This is a genomic window from Streptomyces sp. H27-D2, from assembly GCF_035828615.1.
Classification (GTDB): domain Bacteria; phylum Actinomycetota; class Actinomycetes; order Streptomycetales; family Streptomycetaceae; genus Streptomyces.
In genome coordinates this window covers 9,489-25,702 of the sequence record NZ_JAYMZR010000015.1, presented here as the reverse complement: position 1 = coordinate 25,702, position 16,214 = coordinate 9,489, and the positions used below count along the sequence as shown (strand labels likewise).

25 protein-coding genes and 1 pseudogene are annotated in these 16,214 nt (G+C 67.0%); 20 read left to right on the top strand and 6 right to left on the bottom strand.

What is annotated here, in order from left to right:
• Positions 1-144 precede the first annotated feature (144 nt).
• Positions 145-549, top strand: coding sequence for a pyridoxamine 5'-phosphate oxidase family protein (locus QMK28_RS08880; RefSeq protein WP_326436487.1), 405 nt, complete (start codon positions 145-147; stop codon positions 547-549).
• A gap of 299 nt (positions 550-848) precedes the next feature.
• Complete coding sequence (locus QMK28_RS08875; protein ID WP_326436539.1) at positions 849-1,421, top strand: Uma2 family endonuclease; 573 nt, start codon at positions 849-851, stop codon at positions 1,419-1,421.
• A gap of 33 nt (positions 1,422-1,454) precedes the next feature.
• On the opposite strand, the gene QMK28_RS08870 is transcribed toward QMK28_RS08875, so the two are convergent.
• Both QMK28_RS08870 and QMK28_RS08865 read right to left on the bottom strand, forming a co-directional pair.
• Positions 1,455-2,078: a Uma2 family endonuclease gene (locus QMK28_RS08870; RefSeq protein WP_326436486.1), complete on the bottom strand. Its 624-nt coding sequence runs from the start codon at positions 2,076-2,078 to the stop codon at positions 1,455-1,457.
• Between the two features lie 138 nt (positions 2,079-2,216).
• Positions 2,217-2,510, bottom strand: a complete 294-nt coding sequence (locus QMK28_RS08865; RefSeq protein ID WP_326436485.1) for an ATP-binding protein — start codon at positions 2,508-2,510, stop codon at positions 2,217-2,219.
• Positions 2,511-2,554: 44 nt separating this feature from the next.
• Here QMK28_RS08865 and QMK28_RS08860 point away from each other — a divergent pair, with 44 nt between their 5' ends.
• The 3 genes and pseudogenes from QMK28_RS08860 to QMK28_RS08850 all read left to right on the top strand — a co-directional run.
• Positions 2,555-2,869, top strand: a complete 315-nt coding sequence (locus tag QMK28_RS08860; RefSeq protein ID WP_326436484.1) for a Scr1 family TA system antitoxin-like transcriptional regulator — start codon at positions 2,555-2,557, stop codon at positions 2,867-2,869.
• Between the two features lie 2 nt (positions 2,870-2,871).
• Positions 2,872-3,072 carry a DUF397 domain-containing protein gene (locus QMK28_RS08855; protein ID WP_326436483.1) on the top strand — a complete coding sequence of 67 codons (201 nt, stop codon included), beginning with the start codon at positions 2,872-2,874 and terminating at the stop codon, positions 3,070-3,072.
• Positions 3,068-3,199, top strand: a pseudogene (locus tag QMK28_RS08850) (threonine synthase); the annotation flags it as partial. The gene QMK28_RS08855 and the pseudogene QMK28_RS08850, both read left to right, overlap by 5 nt.
• A gap of 24 nt (positions 3,200-3,223) precedes the next feature.
• Here the strand turns inward: QMK28_RS08850 and QMK28_RS08845 are convergent.
• From QMK28_RS08845 to QMK28_RS08835, 3 genes are all read right to left on the bottom strand, one after another.
• Positions 3,224-3,745, bottom strand: coding sequence for an FBP domain-containing protein (locus QMK28_RS08845; RefSeq protein ID WP_326436482.1), 522 nt, complete (start codon positions 3,743-3,745; stop codon positions 3,224-3,226).
• Between the two features lie 215 nt (positions 3,746-3,960).
• Entirely contained in the window at positions 3,961-4,326 is a 366-nt protein-coding gene (locus QMK28_RS08840) for a hypothetical protein (protein WP_326436481.1), read from the bottom strand.
• Positions 4,327-4,369: 43 nt separating this feature from the next.
• Entirely contained in the window at positions 4,370-4,834 is a 465-nt protein-coding gene (locus QMK28_RS08835) for a helix-turn-helix transcriptional regulator (protein WP_326436480.1), read from the bottom strand.
• Positions 4,835-5,072: 238 nt separating this feature from the next.
• On the opposite strand from QMK28_RS08835, the gene QMK28_RS08830 reads away from it, so the two are divergent.
• The 7 genes from QMK28_RS08830 (at position 5,073) to QMK28_RS08800 (ending at position 8,319) form a co-directional block, all read left to right on the top strand.
• Positions 5,073-5,408, top strand: coding sequence for a WhiB family transcriptional regulator (locus QMK28_RS08830; RefSeq protein WP_326436479.1), 336 nt, complete (start codon positions 5,073-5,075; stop codon positions 5,406-5,408).
• Complete coding sequence (locus tag QMK28_RS08825) at positions 5,405-6,076, top strand: hypothetical protein (protein WP_326436478.1); 672 nt, start codon at positions 5,405-5,407, stop codon at positions 6,074-6,076. The genes QMK28_RS08830 and QMK28_RS08825 overlap by 4 nt, the downstream gene beginning before the upstream one ends.
• Before the next feature lie 8 nt (positions 6,077-6,084).
• The gene (locus tag QMK28_RS08820) at positions 6,085-6,267 is read left to right on the top strand and encodes a hypothetical protein (RefSeq protein WP_326436477.1); all 183 of its coding nucleotides are present in this window, start codon (positions 6,085-6,087) and stop codon (positions 6,265-6,267) included.
• Between the two features lie 214 nt (positions 6,268-6,481).
• Positions 6,482-6,883, top strand: coding sequence for a hypothetical protein (locus QMK28_RS08815; RefSeq protein ID WP_326436476.1), 402 nt, complete (start codon positions 6,482-6,484; stop codon positions 6,881-6,883).
• Positions 6,884-6,977: 94 nt separating this feature from the next.
• Positions 6,978-7,547, top strand: coding sequence for a phage tail tube protein (locus QMK28_RS08810; protein WP_326436475.1), 570 nt, complete (start codon positions 6,978-6,980; stop codon positions 7,545-7,547).
• A 77-nt stretch (positions 7,548-7,624) separates the two neighbouring features.
• The gene (locus QMK28_RS08805; RefSeq protein WP_326436474.1) at positions 7,625-7,933 is read left to right on the top strand and encodes a hypothetical protein; all 309 of its coding nucleotides are present in this window, start codon (positions 7,625-7,627) and stop codon (positions 7,931-7,933) included.
• Between the two features lie 47 nt (positions 7,934-7,980).
• Positions 7,981-8,319: a hypothetical protein gene (locus tag QMK28_RS08800; RefSeq protein ID WP_326436473.1), complete on the top strand. Its 339-nt coding sequence runs from the start codon at positions 7,981-7,983 to the stop codon at positions 8,317-8,319.
• Positions 8,320-8,346: 27 nt separating this feature from the next.
• On the opposite strand, the gene QMK28_RS08795 is transcribed toward QMK28_RS08800, so the two are convergent.
• A complete protein-coding gene (locus tag QMK28_RS08795; protein WP_326436472.1) occupies positions 8,347-8,754 on the bottom strand; it encodes a hypothetical protein in 408 nt (135 codons plus the stop codon).
• Positions 8,755-8,835: 81 nt separating this feature from the next.
• Here QMK28_RS08795 and QMK28_RS08790 point away from each other — a divergent pair, with 81 nt between their 5' ends.
• The 8 genes from QMK28_RS08790 (at position 8,836) to QMK28_RS08755 (ending at position 16,194) form a co-directional block, all read left to right on the top strand.
• Positions 8,836-9,579, top strand: a complete 744-nt coding sequence (locus QMK28_RS08790; protein ID WP_326436471.1) for a hypothetical protein — start codon at positions 8,836-8,838, stop codon at positions 9,577-9,579.
• A 32-nt stretch (positions 9,580-9,611) separates the two neighbouring features.
• The gene (locus tag QMK28_RS08785; protein ID WP_326436470.1) at positions 9,612-10,856 is read left to right on the top strand and encodes a hypothetical protein; all 1,245 of its coding nucleotides are present in this window, start codon (positions 9,612-9,614) and stop codon (positions 10,854-10,856) included.
• A gap of 4 nt (positions 10,857-10,860) precedes the next feature.
• Entirely contained in the window at positions 10,861-11,715 is an 855-nt protein-coding gene (locus QMK28_RS08780; RefSeq protein WP_326436469.1) for a hypothetical protein, read from the top strand.
• Positions 11,702-14,125: a hypothetical protein gene (locus tag QMK28_RS08775; RefSeq protein ID WP_326436468.1), complete on the top strand. Its 2,424-nt coding sequence runs from the start codon at positions 11,702-11,704 to the stop codon at positions 14,123-14,125. The genes QMK28_RS08780 and QMK28_RS08775 overlap by 14 nt, the downstream gene beginning before the upstream one ends.
• Positions 14,125-14,739, top strand: coding sequence for a hypothetical protein (locus QMK28_RS08770; RefSeq protein WP_326436467.1), 615 nt, complete (start codon positions 14,125-14,127; stop codon positions 14,737-14,739). The genes QMK28_RS08775 and QMK28_RS08770 overlap by 1 nt, the downstream gene beginning before the upstream one ends.
• A 109-nt stretch (positions 14,740-14,848) precedes the next feature.
• A complete protein-coding gene (locus tag QMK28_RS08765; protein ID WP_326436466.1) occupies positions 14,849-15,697 on the top strand; it encodes a peptidoglycan-binding protein in 849 nt (282 codons plus the stop codon).
• 12 nt (positions 15,698-15,709) lie between these two features.
• Positions 15,710-15,931 carry a hypothetical protein gene (locus QMK28_RS08760; RefSeq protein WP_326436465.1) on the top strand — a complete coding sequence of 74 codons (222 nt, stop codon included), beginning with the start codon at positions 15,710-15,712 and terminating at the stop codon, positions 15,929-15,931.
• A gap of 2 nt (positions 15,932-15,933) precedes the next feature.
• Positions 15,934-16,194, top strand: a complete 261-nt coding sequence (locus QMK28_RS08755) for a hypothetical protein (RefSeq protein WP_326436464.1) — start codon at positions 15,934-15,936, stop codon at positions 16,192-16,194.
• Positions 16,195-16,214: the final 20 nt, after the last annotated feature.

The following is a 16,214-nucleotide window of genomic DNA, read 5'->3' as shown; positions in this document are numbered from 1 at the left end:
GGCGCGCCGCCCTGGCCTGGGGCCGGTTGGGCCGCTCGCCCCACCTTGATTCAACTAACCTACAACAAGTTGAGTCCAGTCCACTCAACTATGTGAAACCAGACCGCTGGGACCCGGCCTCCCCGCCCGTTAGTCTCACTTTCCATGACGATCAACCCGCGCGACCCGGACCCCACGTACCTCAGCTTCTGGCGCGAGTACCACCTCTGCACCTTGACCACACTGCGCCCGGACGGCACCCCGCACGTGGTGCCGGTCGGCGTGACCTGGGACCCGGAGTCCGGCATAGCGCGCGTGATCACCAACAAGGCCAGCCACAAGGCCGCCCACGTCCGCGCCGCCGGCCCGGAGGGCGCCCCGGTCGCGGTCTGCCAGGTCGACCGCGGACGCTGGGCGACGCTGGAGGGCCGCGCGGTGCTGCGCACCGACCCGGAGACCGTCGCCGACGCGGTGAGCCGCTACGCCGAGCGCTACGGGCGCACTCCGGCGTTCAACCCGGACCGGGTGTGCATCGAGATCACGGTTACGAGGGCGCTGGGGCGGGGCTGACGAAGTCCGCGTCCGTGTCCGTGTCCGTGTCCGTGTCCGTGTCCGTGTCCGTGTCCGTGCCCGTGTCGATCAAGCCGGCAGGCTCGGGAGGCGGCGCAGGGCAAGCAGGCCACGCCATGAGCGAAACCCTCGGGCCCGACAGCCCGGCCCAGTTCAGCCCCCACCCTCCGGGCCGGGGAAGCCGTCACCTCTGCGGCCCCCGCACCCCTTGCGGGTGAAGCGCCCGGAAACCCCACAGCCCCCGCCGCACGGCCCGTAACACTGGCCATTCACCACATGGGGGGTGCAGCATGACAGCTATGGCATACGAGCCGCTGCCCACGCAGGAAGACCTCCTCCTGGAGAGCTTTCTGGCCCTGGAGACCCCCGAAGGCTTCCGGGCCGAGCTCATCAATGGGGAAATCGTTGTGTCACCAACGCCTGACGGCGACCACCAGGACGCCATCGACCTCATCGTCATGCAGGTGTACGGACGGTCGACAGTCGCCATACAGCAGTCCGGGAACACAGGGCTGCTCCTCCCCCGGGGCGGCCTCTGCCCGAAGAACCGCGCGATTCCCGGCATCACCTTCGCACCACGCGAACTGCGCCTCTTCCGCGGCGCTCCGCCGTGGATGCCTTGCGACGGCGTGGCCATGGTGGTGGAAGTCACCAGCAGCAAGCCGCAAGGCGACCGCATCGCCAAACGCCACTGCTACGCCCTCGGCGGCATCCCGCTCTACCTCCTCGTGGACCGCGAGCAGGGCACGGTCACCCTGCTCAGCGAGCCGTCCGGCGAGGACTACACCGAGACGCACTCCGTCGTCTTCGGCAAACCCGTCACGCTGCCCGAGCCGTTCGCCTTCGACCTGGACACGTCGGACTTCGCCTGACGCCCGGTCCCCCCGCCCCCGGGGTCGCCCCGGCTACGCGCGCAGCGGTCCCGTGACCGCCTCCGTGATCACGAACCCCTTCGCCGGGCCTTCGGGGATCGTCACATGGGTGCCGTACGGGACCCGGGTCTCTGCGGCGTAGGACGCTTCCCCGGGGGAGGGAGAGGTCAGCACGGTGACGGTGCCGTGCGCGTCATAGTCGTCGACCAGCACATAGACCGGAACCCCGGCCCGGGCGTACGCACGGCGCTTGCGGACCCGGTCGCGCTTCTTGTCCTCATGGCCCGGCGAAACGACCTCAACGATCAGCTGCACGCCGGAGGCGGCAACACCGAGACCGTCCTCGACGACGATCTCCGACGTGTCCTGCGGCGCGATGAACAAGTCCGGGATCCACGGCTTCAGCCCATGCAGGACGTTCATGTCCTGGTAGGCCGCGTAACCGCTGTCGAGGAGGAACAGTACGAGCGCGTCCCGCAAACGGTTGGCGATCTGGCCGTGAGCGTGACGGCCGGTAGGAGACACCTCGATGAACCCCTCGATGATCTCGGCGTGAAAGCCCTCGGGGAGTTCCATGGCTTTCCACGCCTGCCACAGGACCTCATCGAGATCAGGTCCGGGCACGGTCTCGGGCGACTCGTGAGCGAGAGCGGTCATGGCGGCAGCACCTCCTCCTCAAGTGTGGCCGTGAGTGCACACACGGCACAAGCGGCCTCGCCACCGTGCCACCGGAAAGCCCCGGCAGATCTCCGGAGAGGCAGTCCCTCACCCCAAAGAGTGAGCAGGGCGGGTCCGTCACCGCGCCGTCATCAGCTCGAACCACACCCCTTTCGCATGCCGGCCGCCCCGCTCCCCCGCCACACCCCACCGATGCGCCGTCTCAGCCACCAGGCCCAGGCCCCGCCCGTAGCAGTCCCCTACTTCGACCGTCGTGCGCCGCACCGGAAACGCCGGGCTCTCGTCGAAGACGCTGACCCGGACATGCACCGGCCGGAAGACGATCCTGATCATCGCCTCGCCCTTGGTGTGGAGATGCACGTTGGTGACCAACTCCGAGGTGCACAGCACAGCGGGCGCGACGAGCTGCACATGCCCGAGCGCCCGCAGTACGGAGCGGACGAAGCCTGCATCTCATGCACATGGCCGAACTGCCGCACATCAGCATCCAGATCCTGCCGTTCACGGCCGAAGGCCTGTCAGCGTTCAGCACGCCGTTCCTCTACGCCGAGTCGCACGGCTCGACGCTGGAGACGACGCTCGTGGAGACGCCCGCCAGCTCGCTCTTCCTTCACGACACCGCGTCGGTGGCCAACTACCGGACCCGATTCGACCGACTCCGGGCCGCAGCCTTGCCAACACTGGATACAGCTGTCGCCCATTCCGCCCACGACTCCCGTGATTCGCTGGGACTCATCCAGCACATCCTCTCCACCCTGCAGGAGCATTGACCATGTCGGACCTCACCTGGCAGAAAACTTCCTACAGCGAGGACCAGGCGAACTGCCTCTACCTCGCCGCCGCCCCCGACGGCACCATCCGACTCCGCGAAAGCGACACCCCCGACGCCATCCTCACCACCAGCCCCAACGCGCTCCGCGCCCTCATGCACGACGCCAAGGCCGGGAACCTCGACCACCTCACCACCAGGTGAGGACGGCACGCCCCTCGTGGACATCGGCGGCGGAGTCTTCGTCGAGGACGAGTCCCGCAACCCCACATGGAGCCACAAGGACCGGCTGAACCGCTGCTCGGTCAGCGCCGCCCTCGGCGTGAGCGCCGAGAACCCCCACCATCAATGATCCCTAAAGCGCGGCGTCGGCCTCGGCGCCGACGATGACCTTGGCCAGGAACGCGTCGAGGTTCCGCACCGTCCGGGCGATCTGCTCCTCCAGGGTGAGGGACTCCTCCAACCGTTGGGCGAGCGCCGTCTTCTTCTTGCCCCGGACATAGAGCGAGCACCCGAGATCCGCGCACATATACGTGCCGATCGTGTTGCCCTGCCGGCCCGCCGGGCCGGCCTTCGGGGCGACGAGGAGATCGACGCCGCCGCTGGCGTGGCCGGTGATGCAGATCGAGCAGAGGCTGCTGCGCAGCAGGTTGCGGCGCGCGCCCGGGGCGATGCGCAGGGTGATGCCGGTGAGCTGTCCCCGCGAGGGCGCCACCAGATAGCCGCGGTCAGGGGCTCCGGGGTCGCGCCAGCCCAGGAAGTCGAGGTCGGCCCAGGGCAGTTCGTCCAGCTTCCGGGGCAGGTTGAGGCGGCGTGCTTCTCCCTTGGAGCAGTTCACGAAGGAGGCACGGATCTGCTGTTCGACGAGCGGTTCCATGGTGTATGAAGCTAACAGCCGGGTCCTGATGTGTCGCCCGGTTTTCCCGCCCAGCCACACCGCGCGAGAGCCCGGCCGGCCGGCCCTGGAGAGTACCGGGCCCATACACACGGTCAGGTCAGCCATCCTGTTTGGGGCGCCAGACGGCCAGACGACCAGGGCAACGTGGCCAACGCCTGAAAGGCGCCCGGCTCGGGTTCCGCGGCCGGGTCGGGTCAGTCACCCCGGGCCCCGGGGACACGGCGTCCGCGGAGCCGATGCGGCATGAGGTCGCGCAGGACGCCCGTTCCCTCGGCGCCGACAATGGGCAGCGGGTGGGACCGAGTGGCCCCTTCGGAGCTGTCCGAAGTGTCAGACGCGGCCGGGGCATCGGGCACCGGACGGAGGGGGACGCGGATGCCCGAGGGCCGGCCGTCAGTCCGACTGCGCTCGTCCCAGCCGGTGCGGAGCCAGCCGAGGTCGCGGTCCTCCAGCTCTTGAGTGGTGAAGATGTGCACGTCGTCCACCCCGGCCTCACGCACCTTCTCACTGAGCGCGAGCAGGAGTTCGGCCAACACCGAGGCGTCGCCCAGCTCCGCCATGCCTGCTCCCCCGCTCCCCGCTCCGCTGCGGCTCCCCGCGCTGTCAGGCCTCCTCCGGAGGGTTGTCCGGCAGGAACTGTTTGACGATCTTGACGAACATCTCGCGCAGGTCCGGTGGAATCCCCATCCGTAGCGCCGCCTCCTCCGGAGTCAACGGCGCGTACGACTGATCACCCGTAGCAGAGTAGTAGAACGGGATCGGAAGGTCCTGTTCCGAAAGCCGCCCTGACCGGATCAGCATGTCCCGAAGCGGGACATCAAGGACCCGCGCGAGCCGTCGCATCGTGTCAAGGTCCGGCATGCTCTGGCGCTGGAGCAGCCGGCTGACCGCAGCCCGGTGCACCCCGGCATCGTCGGCCAGCCGGGATTTTCCGCCGCCGCGCGGGCTGTCGATGTCGTAGCCGCGCGAGCGCATCAGGATCTCGATCCAGGCCGCGAACGTGTCGAGTCCGGCGCCTTCTTCGGCTTCCGGGCTATGCGCGCTGCTCAGTTGTGCACTGAATCCCATCTTCCTGCTCCCCTCGGTCCTCACGGAAGGCTACCGCTCGCGCGCGCACGCTATCAGCGCGGGGTCGCACACAGATGCGGAGATCCAACGGAGTCACCCCACCAGTAACTTCTGCCCCAGCCGGAGGAGTTCGGGCGGACGCCAAGATCGACAGCTTGCGCGCGCGATCGCAACATGAGAATCTTCTTTCGGGGCGCAAAGATCGAACACGCGTTCCATCCTGTGGGGGGTGTGCATCATGATGCAGCAGAGAATAATTGCCCATAAATCTACCTTTGATACCAATTTTGCGCCGAATCGCGCAGAGGCGGACTGGAGGATGTCGGCGGCTTGCGCCGACCTCCCGCCACGCTCCGTATTCACCACGCTTCCCTCCGAGGCCGGATCGGCGTTGCGCGCTTGCAATCAATGCCCGGTACGGAAACAGTGCGAGGCCGTCGTCGCCCCGGCCAAAACCTGGTTCGACGGAGTCAGCGGCGGACGCCTGTGGCGCAACGGCCGCGAGGTCGCCGTATCCCGCCCGGATGACGCAGATGGCGCCGATGGCGCATATAAGGCAGAGGAATCGCGATGAGTACTGCTACCGCCTTGTCGATCCAGTCTCTGATCCACCAGTTTCCCGAGCTGATACACGACTTGGCCCCCGGCAAGCGGTCTCCCGCCGCCCGTCCCGACCTCGGCCGGCCCGCACTCGAGGCGCAGGGCACCCGCCACCGGCAGGAACGTCAGGACGCACTGTGGAACGAGCAGCGCCACGGGACGACACCCATCGGCGGTGGCTCCGCACCGGTACGGCTCTTCATATCCGACACCATCCGCGATATCACCGACGGCGTCGCCGAGCTTGAGGAAGCGGTACGGGAACGGCTCGGCCTGGTCCGGAACCGCCCGGCCCCCGTTCCGATGCGGCTGCGGCGGATCGCCGCACTCCTCGAGCTCATCGATGCGCGGCCCGAGCTCACCGGGCTCGCCACCCACATGGAACACGAGACCCGCCGCATGGCCCGGCGCTGCGCACGGGCACTCGGCGACTCCGAGCAGATCGTCCGGGTCGGCGGGCGGTGCCCCTGGTGCGACTCCGTTTCGCTGCGGGCTTTCCCCGAACGCCAAGCGGTGCTCTGCATCAATCCGGCCTGCCGGTGCAGTGACCCCGAATGCCCGTGCTCGGACGATCCGGCATACCGGCACTGCTGGGCCGAGCCCCCAGTGGTCGCAACCGTAGCGATCGAAGCCCGGTCCTGATGCTCACGATGTCTACGCCGCTCATCACCGCGACCCTCGCCGCCACGGAAGTAGCCGTAGCCCCGTCGACCATCCGCAAGTGGGTGCAGCTCAAGCACCTGGTCCCGGCGGGCAAGCAGGGACGGTCCCAGCTCTTCCGGCTGGAGGACGTCTTCGCCGCCGAGCGGCACACCCGCCGGCGGACCACATAGTCCCCGGTCCAACCCTCCCCAGTGCCCCCGAAGCGCCTGCGCGCATCGGGGGCACTGGGCGTTGCATGGCTCAACTCCGCTCATCATCAAGCAAGTTGCGGGATCTGAGAACCTCCATCACACTTACAGCAGCGGCAGAGCTACGCCCGGGAGACCAGGCGGCGGACCTGCCGCTTTTCGCTGTCCACTTCCCTCTTCCGACGGGAGCGTCCATGTGACCGCCATCAGCTTTCCCGACGTCGAACGACTCGTCGTCGACCACCTCAAGAACCGCGCCGAACTGGCCGGAGTGATCGTCGACAACCGGCCGCCCGCCGGCTTCAACGGCACCCAGAAGGCCGTCCTCGTATCCCGCGTGGGCGGCGCCTGGGTCGACGACCTGCGCCTGGACCAGCCACTGGTCGACCTCGAGGTCTACGGGCCCGACAAGACCGCCGCCCATGGCGTGGCCCTCGCGGCGCGCTCCGCGCTCTTCGAAGCGCGCGGCACCTCGTACGGCGGCGCCATCGTCACCGATGTCGTCGAGGCCGACGGGCCGCGCTGGCTGCCGGACTACAACTATCCGGCGAGCAGCCGCTACCTCTCCACGGTCCGGCTGTTCATCCACGCCAACTGAGCCGCACCTCACGCTCACCCCATCTACGGGCCCTGCCGACCTCGGCGGGGCCTTTGTCGTACCCATCCAAGCCCCACCATTCCCAGGAGTTCTCATGGCAGGCACCAACGGCGGCGAAATCCGCGTAGCAGGCACCGGCAAGATCCTCGTCGCCCCGGCCGGAACGGCCGCCCCGGCCGACACTCTCGTCGCGTGGGATCCGGTGAAGTGGAAGGACCTCGGTTTCACCACCACCGACGGCATCAAGTTCAACAAGAAGGACAAGCTCGACCCGGTCGACACCTGGCAGTCGGTGAGCCCGGCGCGGTTCATCTACTCCGACCGCGACCTGACCGTGAAGTTCCAGCTGCTCCAGATGAACAAGGACACGCTGCCCTTCTTCATGGGCGGCGACCCGATCGAGGCCGGGGCCGCGGCGGGCCAGTACAAGTTCAACCTGTCCACCAGCCCCAAGTCGGACGAGCGGGCGCTGGGCATCGAATTCACCGACGGCACGCTCGCCACATACCGCTTCATCATCCCGCGCGGCCAGGTCACCGATACCGAGGAGATCACCCTCACCCGCTCCGGTGCCATCAAGCTCGGCGTCACCTTCACCGCGATCGCGGTGGACGACGTCAAGCCGCTGGCCACCTGGCTGATGAAGGACGCTTCCTACCTCTAGCCGCTCTACGGCTGCCCGGGGCGCGAACGCCCCGGGCAGCCGCCCTGCCCCAGCATCCCGAACGGAGCACATCACCCATGGCCGGATTCGACGTCAACGCCGCCCGCGCCCAGCGCCTCGAAGCGCTCGGCCGCACCTGGACCTTCCAGCTCGACGAGGACAGCTTCGAGCTGCCGACCGAGCTGAACCGCACCACCGCCCGCAAGCTGCGCGACCTCGACGACAACGACGTCGACGGGCTGCTCCGGCTCATGCTGGGCGATCAGCAGTACAGCCGCTTCAACGAGCACGACATCACCATGCAGGACATCGGGGCCATTCTGGAGGCCTACGGCAAGGAGACCGGGCTCGGCCTGGGGGAAGGCTCAGCCTCGACGAGTTCGTAACCGAACACGCCGAGGCCCTCGAAGCGGACCTGCTCCGCCATTACGGCGTGGACCTGCTCGACTGGCACCGGGGCCGGCTCTCCAGCCGCCGGCTCTCGGTGCTGGTCGCGCACCTCCCACCCGACAGCGCCACCCTCCACGAACTCCACGGCGACTCCGCCGACTGGTCGGTGACCGACCACCTCCTGGCCGCCGTCGTCGACCATCTCGCCGAGGCCAACTGGATGTTCGCCACCGTCAACCGGGACGAGGAGTCCGAAGCGCTGGAATTCCCGGTGCCTATCCTCCGGCCAGGAATGGAAGAAGGACCGAAGGAGGCACCATCCTCCCATGGATCGGCGCCTTCCAAACCCAGCGCTGCACAGCTCACCGGATTCTTTTCATGAGGAATTGAGTCAAATCGTAGGAGCAATCTAGGAGCCTTTAAACGCCACAACAAAAAGGAGCACAAACATGGGCTGGACGAGCACAACGGAAAGTATCCCCCAGGCCCATGACGGAATTTTCATCTCGTGCTTCATGAGCGCCCTGTGCGGCTTAAAGCGATCGTAAATTACCTCGACGTCGTCACCATCGAAAACCACAGGATCGCTGACTGGATTACCCCTTCTGGATATGCTCAAGTCGAATTCTTCATTGCGATACTCGTACCAGCAGAAGAATGTTCCTTCGACTTGACTATACCCCGTACACACTCCCGTCACGCTAACGCCCCTGCGTCGCAGGATGATCCTGAGAAAAAATGGGTGAGCCGCGAATGCGAGCAACGGAGAAAATAATAGCACGCCCACAATGAGCCAAACCGTCGGTGCAAGACCCATGATGATTAGCCTCCCATTTAGTTTCGGACAACTAATCCTATCAGCCGATCTTAAGCAATTCAATGCTTGGCAGGAGGAATTATGGCGGGTAGTAGCGGAGGACCTTACCCTCCAGAATCTGGAGCCATCGAGACCGTCACCTGGATAGAGAGGGGGGAATACGAGAGGGTAAAAGAGAAGGCTTTTCTAGCGGCTAGCACAATTACGGGCCTCAAGGGCGACATAACGTTCCTCAAGGCCGAGATATCCGGGCTCGCCGCAGTCGTCGCCGGCGTGAACTTCATAAAGGTCGACTACAGCTTCCTCAAGGTCGACGAGAAGGGCATCTCCTGGAGAGGAAAGTCGCTCTACACAACGAAGAGCTCTGACGAAAAAAAGCACCTCGGAGAAAAGATTGCCCGGGAAGAACGGCGTGCAGTCAGGAAGATCCAGGCAGCCGAAGCGCGTATAACTAAACTCGCAGAGGCCAGGGAATCCCTGAAGGATTCCAATAAGGCTGTGCGTGATTTGGAATCAAAGAAGAAGAAGGCGGAGAATCTGAAACGAGATTCCTCCGTAAGAATGCTGACGCCTCGCCTGGCGGCAGCAAAAGAGGAAGCAGAAAAAGACCTTTCCAAGCTGAAAAAAATTAGCCAATCAGCCGAAAAAGCCGAAGCCGAAATCGCCAAACACACCAGCAACGCGAAGGTCATGCGCGATCGAATCAAAGACCTCGCCAAACTTTCCGCCAGTTCCGAAAAGCGCCTAAAAGACGACTATTCGAACGCAATGAACACACTGTCTTCCTTTGAAAAGGAACTCAAATCCATCAAGCACTGGCTTTAAATTTCAGGACTTGATTTTGGAGTGATATCGAAATGGGTTTGCAGCAGGCTTTCAATGGCGCGACCGCCGGACTGGGCAAATTTCGTGGAGCGATCGTCCAGACAACCTCCACCTTGGCGCGCCTCGGGCAGTCGAGTGGCGTAACGGCCAGCGCTGTCGGGAAGATCAAAACATCGGCCGGGCAGACCGACCCGGCGCTGAACCGGATGCGGACCGGCACCGACAAGGCCAGCGCCTCCCTCGGCAAGCTTCGTACAGCGGCTACGCAGAGTGGGACCGGGCTCGGAAAGATCAAGGCATCGGCCGGGCAGACCGACCCGGCGCTGAAGCAGATGAAGACCGGGACCGACAAGGTCAGCACGTCCCTCGGGAAACTGCGGACCGCCGCGTCCCAGGGCGGGACCGGGCTCGGGCAGATGAAGAGCATGGTCGGGCAGACCGATGGGTCGCTCGGGAAGGCCAGGGGCGGGGCGGACAGGCTCAAGGCTTCGCTGGACCGGTTGAAGGCTGCCGCGGGGGGATCAAAGACGGCGCTGAAGGACGTGAAGTCGCAGGCCGACGCCGTCGAGAAGTCCGTCGGGAAGGCCGGCAAGAACGCTGACGGGACCGGCAAGTCGATGGGCGGGCTCGGGAAGGGACTCAAGGGGGCGAGCCTGGCGCAGAAGGGGCTCAACCTGGCGATGGCCGCGAGTCCGTTCGGGCTGATCATGACGCTGCTCGCGCCGCTCATCGCGCAGTTCGTGAATATGGACAAGGTCACCGCCGTCCTCAAGAAGGGTATGGAAATCGCCTGGAAGGGCATCAAGTCGGCCACCTCGTCCGCCAAGGACTTCCTGATGCCGCTGCTCAAGGGGATCGTCAACCTCTACACCACCCCGATACGGGGCCTGATCGGCATGTTGAACGCGGCGATCGGCGGCATCAACGGCATCAGTGTGGACATCCCCGGCTGGGTCCCCGTCTACGGCGGCAGGCACTTCGGGCTCAACATCCCGAGGCTGCCCAATGTCCCGGCGCTCGCCGAAGGCGGCGTCGTCCAGCCGCGCAACGGCGGCCAGTTGGCGCTGCTCGCCGAGGCCGGCGAGCCCGAGGCCGTCATCCCGCTCAGCAAGCTGAACCGGATTCTCAGCCAGGGCGGCGCCCCATCCGGTGCGGCCCTGCACCGGATGGCTCAGGCCATGGAGAAGCTCGCCGAGCGTCCCGTCCACGTACAGGTGGACTCCCAGACCATCGCCCGCGCTGTCCTGGTCGGACAGCGCCAGCTCGCACGGAGGTGAGCGTATGACCAGGAACCTTTGGATCGGAACCCCCGGCAGGAACCTGCGGGAGATCAAACAGGCCGCCAAGAGTTGGGACCGCACAGCCGACCTGGGGGTGACCGAGTTCCGGTCGCTCGACGGCACGGTGACGCTGTCGCGTACCCGCTACACACCGCGCCGTACGAAACTGGCCTGGGAGTGGCTGGAGCCGGAGGACGCCCGTCACCTGGACGGACTGGCCCGTCGGATCACCAGCTACGGCCCGTGGGACGCCTCCCAGAGCGCTCCGGGGCCGATCGCCCTCATCGACCCCGCTGCCGGGAACCTCCTCGGCTCCCTCCAGTCCGACGGCCGCTGCGGTCCGTCCGATGTCGAACGCGGCTGGTTCGCGGCCTCCGGCGAAGTGACCTTCGAGCGGTGGGAAGAACGGTCCATAGGCACCGCCAAGACAGCCACGAGTGCCATCGGCTGGCGGCACGGCACCTGGCCCGGCTGGCCGGTGGCGAAGGACATGGTGGTGTCCTGGCTGCTGCCGTCGCACTGGGCGACCTCGTTCAGCGCACCGGTCGCCCGGCTCGACTGGAAGGACGGCGCCGGCGGATATCTGTCCAGCACCACCGTTGCGGGCATGACCGCCACCGGAACCGCTCCGTTCGGCGCCGCGTTCGTCACGCCCGTCGGCATTCCCGGAATGGCCGATGCCCAGGCGGGCTTCTACGAAGCCTGCCTGACGATCGGCGAGCCCGCCGTGGCCGGCCTGCCCGGCGACGGCTGCCCGCCGATGGCCGTCACCGCCTACACCGATGTCCCCTCCGCGCGACTCCCCTACCGCAATGTCTCGCTCGAACTGGTGGAGGTGAACGGTGCAATCCGGTGACTCCGAACTGCCGAAGGCCCTCGCCTCCGGCGACCGGTTCCCCACACATACCACCCGTCTGGGCGGATTCAACATCGGAGAGGTGGTGTCCGAGGAGACCAGCCGAGGGTCCCGCCTCCAGTCCTGGTCCGTCGAACGCTCCTACAACACCGACCTCCCCGGGGCCATGCGGGCCTTCGCGGGCAGCGCCTCGGCCCAGTTGGAACTGGAGATCTCGGGTACGGACGCGTTGCCCGCGCCCCAGCTCTACTCACCGTGGGCCCCTCGTGTTACCGGCGACCTGGTCCGGCCCGGCCAAACCGTCGTGCACTCGGCCGGGATCAACGGCCACGACCTGCCCGCCTTCCGGGGCACGGTCCGGTCCCGTACCGCCACATCCGGGAGCGGCACCGTCAAGGTGAGCGTGCTCGACGGAGCGGAGCGATTGCGAGGCCCGGCGCAGTTCAACAATCCGTACACCGGTTTCAGCACGGGAAATCCGATCGCCTCCGAGGTCTGGTGCGTGGACGAGTTGCTGCGCCAGGGCGGGGTGCACAGCTGCCCGCCGCCGCGCGCACCCGAAGCGGACACGGTGGGCCCGGACGGGGCCGGGGACTACGACGCGTTCACCATCTTGTATGCCTCTCTCCACGGAGGGGTGAACTCGACTTACGGTCAGCCGGAATCCGTCCCGAATCCGGCGGATTACAGCTACGTGCACGAAGAAGCCCCGCACACCATGGCGCTGGTGCCCAAGGCGCGCGGCTTGTCGATGGCCTGGATGCCACGCAGCCGCGTCCTGACCCCCAGCGCCGACGTATGGCTGGCCGAAGCACACATGAACAGCGCGATCGGCCCGGGGAACACGGTCGAGATCAAACTCCTGCTGGACCGGCTCGGCACCGGAACGGGACGCATCTCGCTCAACGTCGACTTCGCCGCCGGCCGGGTAACCATCTACTCGGGCACCGGGGCAGACATGGACAGCGGCCCCGCATGGGGTTTCAAGTGGTCGTGGCCCAAGCTCGCCGCGCTCAAGGGCGCATGGCACATCGGCATGCTCGTCACCCCCTCCGGGACCTCTGGTGGCACGCTGCCCACCGTTCAGCCACTGCTCGTCGCCCCCGACGGGACCAGGATGCTCGGAGGTATCGGTACCTACGTCGATCCGTCGGCGAACCAGCCCGCAGCCGAACTGAACACCATCCAGCTGACCACCGATATCGCCGTGGAGGCATTGCAGGTCACCACTCGCGTCTCACCGTTCTTCACCCTCAACGACTTCGCGGAGCACGGAAAGCGCGCCAAGGCCGTGGAGCTCGGAGACCCGGTCCTGCCGCTCCGTACGATCCCCAAGGTCTCCGGCTCCCAGTGGGACGTCATCAGCGAGATGGCCCGTGCGAGCATCTCCACGGCCGAGTTCGACGAGCGGGGCGTCTTCCGCTGGCGGAGCTTCCGGCGCTTCCAGCAACGGCCGGTGGCCGCGGATCTCATCGTCACGTCACGCCGGGAAATCGCCGCCCTCACCGTCTCCGAGGAGATCGACGCCTGCCGCAACTACTGCGAACAGCCGTATCTGGACTGGAGGAAGCGGCTCTTCGACCTCACCGGCGAGTTCACCCCCGCCGGAGTCATCGAGATCCCCGCGGGACAGAGCAAGGAGGTCAGTTATCCCATCCCCGACGAGGGGTTCGAGGTCGGACCGCCGACCCCCTACGACGATGCGGCCCCGCTGAGCGGTGGCAGCCGCGTCCGCTTCGGCGACGCCTGGGTGAAGGACGTATCGGGTGGCACCGCGGTCAAAGGCGCTGTGCTCGTCTCGGTCCGCCGCGTCGCTACCGAGATGGTGCTGCGCTTCACCAACCGCGGCACCAAAACGCTCTACACCACGACCAAGGACGGAAAGCCGTCCATCGTCGTCGCACCGCTCAAGGTGTTCGAAGCCCCAGCGCAGCCCAGCAAGGCCAAGTGGGACACCGAGAGCCAGAAGTACTACGGACTGCAGCAGTACGTCGCGCAGTCCGGTGAATGGGTGCAGAGCGCGGCCGTCGCCGGTCAGTTGGCCGATGTGCTGCTCCAGGCGGGCAAGTTCCCGGTCCCCGTCCTGTCCGATGTCGAGGTGCTGTACGACCCACGCATCCAACTCGGTGATGTCGTCAGAGTGGTGGACACCACCGGCGCCGCCCTGGACACCCTCACCTGGGTGATCGGCATCCGAACCACCGCCGGGGCTGGCGGCGATGTGCAGCAGAGCCTGACCCTGCGCGGCTACGAGCCCAACGGCGTGCCGCTCGGTTACTGGCTCAGCACGGACCCGCCGACCGACCCGGACTGCAGCCGCTCGCGCACGTACGCGGAGGTCACCGCCGGCCATTCCACGCTCGAGGAACTCGCCACCATCACCTATCGCGCCCTGAAGGAGTACGTCTGATGCTCACCACCCCGCTCGGCGCGCTGCCCTACCCACAGTCGACCGACTCCGCCGACCTGCCGTCCCATCTGCGGTCACTGGCGACAGCGGTGGACGGCCGCACCGTGCTGCGCTTCGCCGACGCCGCCGACCGGACGGCGAAGGTGGTCTCGCCGCAAGCCGGCATGGTCGCCTACCTCGTGGTTCCCGGCGTGCTGACCGTCTACAACGGCAGCGCCTGGGTCAGTGTCCATTCACCCACCGACACCGGCTGGCTCCCCCTCACCCCGTCGACCGGGTACGTGGGCGGGATCACCGGCGTGGCTTCGGCCCTACCGCAGTACCGGAGGATCGATAACCGGGTCCACCTGCGCGGCTGGGTCTCGCACGGTACTGCGGCCACCGTCATCCCCCGCTCCACCACGATCCTCACCCTGCCGGCCGGCTTCCGCCCGCCGGCCACGGTCAGTTTCGCCGCGGTCTGCCAGGACGCCACAACCGCCAACTACAACGAGCACGGCACCACCCGACTGGAGATCACCTCCACCGGGCTGGTGAAAAACCTCGGCCAGAACACCGTCGCCGGATACACCCACATCGGGCTGCCGGACAACGCGTTCTTCCTCCTCGACTGACCGACTGCCAGAGGAAGAACACCACCGAGCCCCGGGCCGCACTCCAGCGGCCCGGGGCTTCTCACTGCCCTCGAACCATCCCGTACCCCTGCCGAGGAGGCACCTCACCATGGCCACTCCGCTATCCGCGGACGCGTTCGTCCGCGCCCTGCGCGCCGAAGGCGTCCAGGTCGTCGAGCACGACAACTGGCGTACGCACAACCGCAACCACAAGGGCCCCTGGGGCCCGGTCGGTGGTGTGATGCTGCACCACACCGCCGGGACCAGCAGCGTCGACTTCTGCCGCGCCGGCTACACCGAGCTGCCGGGTCCGCTGTGCATCGGCGTGCTCACCAAGCACGGCCGGGTCCATCTGATCGGCTACGGCCGCACGAACCATGCGGGCAATGGCTCGCAGGCCGTCTACCACGCGGTCCTCGCCGAATCCGCCCTGCCGGCCAGTCCCGGCCCCGACGCCATCGACGGGAACGCGCGCTTCTACGGCTTCGAGATCGAGAACACCGGCGACGCCGGTGACCCCTACCCATCGGCCCAGCTCGACGCCGCTGAGCGCGTCTCGGCCGCGATCTGCCGGGCGCACGGCTGGGGTTCGGGCAGCGTCATCGGCCACAAGGAATGGACCCGGCGCAAGCCCGACCCGTCGTTCTCGATGCCGGGCATGCGGTCCCGGATAGCCCAGCGGCTGGGCACCCGGCCGCAGCCGCAGCCTGGGTACGAGCCGTTCCCCGGAGCCGCGTTCTTCGCCGCAGGGCGCCGCAGCGGCCTGGTCACCGCCGTCGGCAAGCGGCTGGCCGCCGAGGGCTGCGGCCGGTACACGCAGGGCCCTGGACCAGTCTGGACACAGGCCGACCAGACCTCGTACGCCGCCTGGCAGCGCAAGCTCGGCTATCGGGGGGACGACGCCGACGGCATACCGGGACAGGCCAGCTGGGACAAGCTGCGCGTCCCGCGCGCGTGAAAGGAACGACCGATGAGGGAACCAGTGAAGGAACCGACGCGCAGGTTGCTGCGCACCGCCCTACAGACCGTATTCGCGCTGCTCGCCGCGCTGCCGCTGCTGGCCGACGAGCCGGGCGTGGCCGATGTGCCCGCGCTGGCGGCGATGGTGGCCGTGGCCGCCGCGCTCAGCCGGCTGATGTCCGCACCGGCGGTGGAGCGCGTACTGCCCTCCTGGCTGCGACGGGAAGGATAGGGATGACAAGGGAACTGGAGGGAGCGGGCGGCGTCGCCCTTGAGCTGGAGCGGCTGCGCCGGTCCGTGGACGTCGGATTCGCCACGACCCGCGGGGATCTGGCACTGCTGCTCCAGCGTGCCGACCAGACCGACAAGATCCTCGGCGAGCACGAGGAACGCCTCGACACCCTGGAGCGCACCCGCTGGCCACTGCCGTCGATCGCGGCGGTCACATCGTGCGCGGCGCTAGGCGTCGCGCTGTGGCAGTCCTCGGGAGGGTGACCGAAAGCGGCGTGGGGGCG

Coding starts and splice junctions, on each gene's coding strand:
- QMK28_RS08810 (WP_326436475.1), top strand. CDS start 6,978: ATGGCAGGCACCAACGGCGGCGAAATCCGCGTAGCAGGCACCGGCAAG.
- QMK28_RS08770 (WP_326436467.1), top strand. CDS start 14,125: ATGCTCACCACCCCGCTCGGCGCGCTGCCCTACCCACAGTCGACCGAC.
- QMK28_RS08755 (WP_326436464.1), top strand. CDS start 15,934: ATGACAAGGGAACTGGAGGGAGCGGGCGGCGTCGCCCTTGAGCTGGAG.
- QMK28_RS08880 (WP_326436487.1), top strand. CDS start 145: ATGACGATCAACCCGCGCGACCCGGACCCCACGTACCTCAGCTTCTGG.
- QMK28_RS08790 (WP_326436471.1), top strand. CDS start 8,836: ATGGCGGGTAGTAGCGGAGGACCTTACCCTCCAGAATCTGGAGCCATC.
- QMK28_RS08845 (WP_326436482.1), bottom strand. CDS start 3,745: ATGGAACCGCTCGTCGAACAGCAGATCCGTGCCTCCTTCGTGAACTGC.
- QMK28_RS08820 (WP_326436477.1), top strand. CDS start 6,085: ATGTCTACGCCGCTCATCACCGCGACCCTCGCCGCCACGGAAGTAGCC.
- QMK28_RS08875 (WP_326436539.1), top strand. CDS start 849: ATGGCATACGAGCCGCTGCCCACGCAGGAAGACCTCCTCCTGGAGAGC.
- QMK28_RS08760 (WP_326436465.1), top strand. CDS start 15,710: ATGAGGGAACCAGTGAAGGAACCGACGCGCAGGTTGCTGCGCACCGCC.
- QMK28_RS08785 (WP_326436470.1), top strand. CDS start 9,612: ATGGGTTTGCAGCAGGCTTTCAATGGCGCGACCGCCGGACTGGGCAAA.
- QMK28_RS08780 (WP_326436469.1), top strand. CDS start 10,861: ATGACCAGGAACCTTTGGATCGGAACCCCCGGCAGGAACCTGCGGGAG.
- QMK28_RS08860 (WP_326436484.1), top strand. CDS start 2,555: ATGCACATGGCCGAACTGCCGCACATCAGCATCCAGATCCTGCCGTTC.
- QMK28_RS08805 (WP_326436474.1), top strand. CDS start 7,625: ATGGCCGGATTCGACGTCAACGCCGCCCGCGCCCAGCGCCTCGAAGCG.
- QMK28_RS08795 (WP_326436472.1), bottom strand. CDS start 8,754: ATGGGTCTTGCACCGACGGTTTGGCTCATTGTGGGCGTGCTATTATTT.
- QMK28_RS08825 (WP_326436478.1), top strand. CDS start 5,405: ATGAGTACTGCTACCGCCTTGTCGATCCAGTCTCTGATCCACCAGTTT.
- QMK28_RS08835 (WP_326436480.1), bottom strand. CDS start 4,834: ATGGGATTCAGTGCACAACTGAGCAGCGCGCATAGCCCGGAAGCCGAA.
- QMK28_RS08855 (WP_326436483.1), top strand. CDS start 2,872: ATGTCGGACCTCACCTGGCAGAAAACTTCCTACAGCGAGGACCAGGCG.
- QMK28_RS08830 (WP_326436479.1), top strand. CDS start 5,073: ATGATGCAGCAGAGAATAATTGCCCATAAATCTACCTTTGATACCAAT.
- QMK28_RS08765 (WP_326436466.1), top strand. CDS start 14,849: ATGGCCACTCCGCTATCCGCGGACGCGTTCGTCCGCGCCCTGCGCGCC.
- QMK28_RS08840 (WP_326436481.1), bottom strand. CDS start 4,326: ATGGCGGAGCTGGGCGACGCCTCGGTGTTGGCCGAACTCCTGCTCGCG.
- QMK28_RS08870 (WP_326436486.1), bottom strand. CDS start 2,078: ATGACCGCTCTCGCTCACGAGTCGCCCGAGACCGTGCCCGGACCTGAT.